The organism is Paenibacillus sp. 01T422 (genome assembly GCF_056398785.1).
Genome location: NZ_JBFTQB010000996.1, coordinates 1 through 2236, shown reverse-complemented (window position 1 = coordinate 2236; position 2236 = coordinate 1). Strand labels below are relative to the sequence as shown.

Below are 2236 nucleotides of genomic sequence, written 5' to 3'. Positions count from 1 at the left end.
TCACTGAACCGATCACGCACTTATTCTCCAGCACCATGCTCTGATTGAGCATGTCGGAGGAAATCTCCAGCTTGCGATCAGCTGGCGTGACCCCAAGCAGCGCTAGCACGCCATTCGGCGCTAGCACAGCCATAGCCTCGAAGGCCAGCGGGCTGAAGCCCGTGCATTCGAGCACAAGATCCAGAGGCTTGCCGAGTCCCTCCGCATAAGCCGTTAAACTCTCAGCGCCAGCTTCGCCCTCGCCAGCCGTTTGGTATACACCCCCGCAGTCCTTAACAAGCTGCGCTTGCAGACTATCCTGCGGGGATTTGGACCAAACATGCACGTCCAGGCCGAGCAGCCTGCACGTCACGGCAGCGAGCAGCCCTAGCGGTCCTGAGCCAAGGATGAGCGCTGTCTTCGGCTCCCAGATCAGCCGTTGCTGCACGCGAAGGACCTGATCCCACACCTTCTCAACAATGCTCTGCGGTTCGACCAGCACGCCTTGCTCAAGCAGTTCAGTGGGAACTTGCACGAGGTAACGTCCTTCTTCTTTGTAGTATTCCGAGAGGAATCCGTGAGCGCCTTTGATGCCGCGCTCCACAAATTCGCCGGTTTGGCAGAAGTCAGAGTGACCGTTCCGGCAATTGACGCAGCTCTGATTCCGGCAGGGCCGCCGCACAATTGCGGTCACGAGATCTCCGGCTTGGAATCCGCTCTCTGCGCCAGCTTCGGCAACAACGCCCAAGGATTCATGACCGGTCGTCAAATCGTCCTCCCCTTGCGGGGGAACACCGTATTTTTCCTGCAAAATCTCCTTATCCGTACCATCCAAACCTACTGCCAATACCTTGACAATCACTTCTTGCGGATGAGCAATCACAGGATCTTCCACAGTTTCTAGCGCAATCGATGCATGGCCTTGTCGCAGTTGTTTGACGCGAATCGCCTTCATCTCATCATCTCCTCCCTACTATTGAACAACCGGCTCCAGCACTTTGTCTTCGCTGGCATCTGCTGCTTGCTTCGTTCCCGTCGAGGTAAACTTCTTTAATTTAGACAAATATTCTTGTGTGACTTTAATAAAAGAAGCATGTGACCATGTCAGCGGCGAGACGGAGAGCGGCGCTCCTGTGAATGGATGCACCTGCTCTGCCATTGTGCCCGATGGCAGCGCGTGACGTATTCCCCAGCGCATCAGATTCTCTGCTTCCTGTAGATCTTCAATCACTTTTGCCGAGGCTACCAGCCATTCCGCATACCAAAGTGTACAAATAAACCACGGATTCCCGGGTACTTTAGCCACATCATTCGTCACCTGGTGGTAGTAATCATTTTCATACCTGGCAATGCCGCCGATATCCGTATGTACCCACAATTTCTCTTTTAGAATCTTCATCGTCGCTATGATCCTCGGATCCTCCAGCTCGAACAATCCAAAGTCGAAAAGCCCGTACATGCTCATATCCATTGTATAATCAGGCACATATTTATTTTCATCATAACTCCAATACAAAGCACGTAAAAAGCGATTCTGATCGGCCGCGAACAGCTGCTGTTCCGCTGCCTTTTTCACCTGCTCCGCGATATCTGCATAATAAACAGCCCGCGCTTTATCCTGATGATACTCAGCAAAACGGGCGGCAGCGACTAGCCCCGCATACACAGATGCGACCGTAAACGCTAATACGCCATAACGCTCTTCCCATAGGTCATAGGAGGGTAGCGGAAGCCCTGAAGCGTCCCGATAATGAACTAGGAAGTCCGCAGCGGGTTTCACAAACTTCTCGTAATCTTCCCGCGAACGCTCTATGGTACCTGCCAGCTTATGATGATGCCACAGCGTATACAGAACGAGTGCCGTTTCATCCTCTTGAATGGCCAACTGCTTTTTCCCCTGACCATCCACCCACGGATGCCAGCTTGAGCCTACGGAGCTGTCCGGATTGTATTTGTGCATGAGATACCCCTCAGGTGTCAACACTTTTATGCAAAAGTCAAAAAACTTCCTCGACAACTCATAGTAACCGGCCCGGTCTAAGGCATGAGACACCAGAGCCCCGTCCCGCGGCCACATATAGGAATAGGTATCTTTGGCAAACTTCAAAATATCCGAGTCATTTGCTGCAATAATGGCACCACGATTGTCAACATTCGTCCTAGTGATCAACAGGCATCTTTTATAAAAGGAAGAAAGGTCCGGTTTCAGCAAAGTAAGCTGATGAGCATCCTGGTTAACCCATTTCACCCAGTGATC

At 51.9% G+C, this 2236-nt stretch carries 2 protein-coding genes; both read right to left on the bottom strand.

Annotated elements, in window-relative coordinates:
* A partial coding sequence (locus AC1DUA_RS34625) for an alcohol dehydrogenase catalytic domain-containing protein (protein WP_477504054.1) occupies nt 1-934 on the bottom strand: 934 nt, incomplete at its 3' end.
* A gap of 18 nt (nt 935-952) precedes the next feature.
* The coding region (locus tag AC1DUA_RS34620) for a glycoside hydrolase family 15 protein (protein ID WP_477504053.1) at nt 953-2236 on the bottom strand (1284 nt) is incomplete at its 5' end.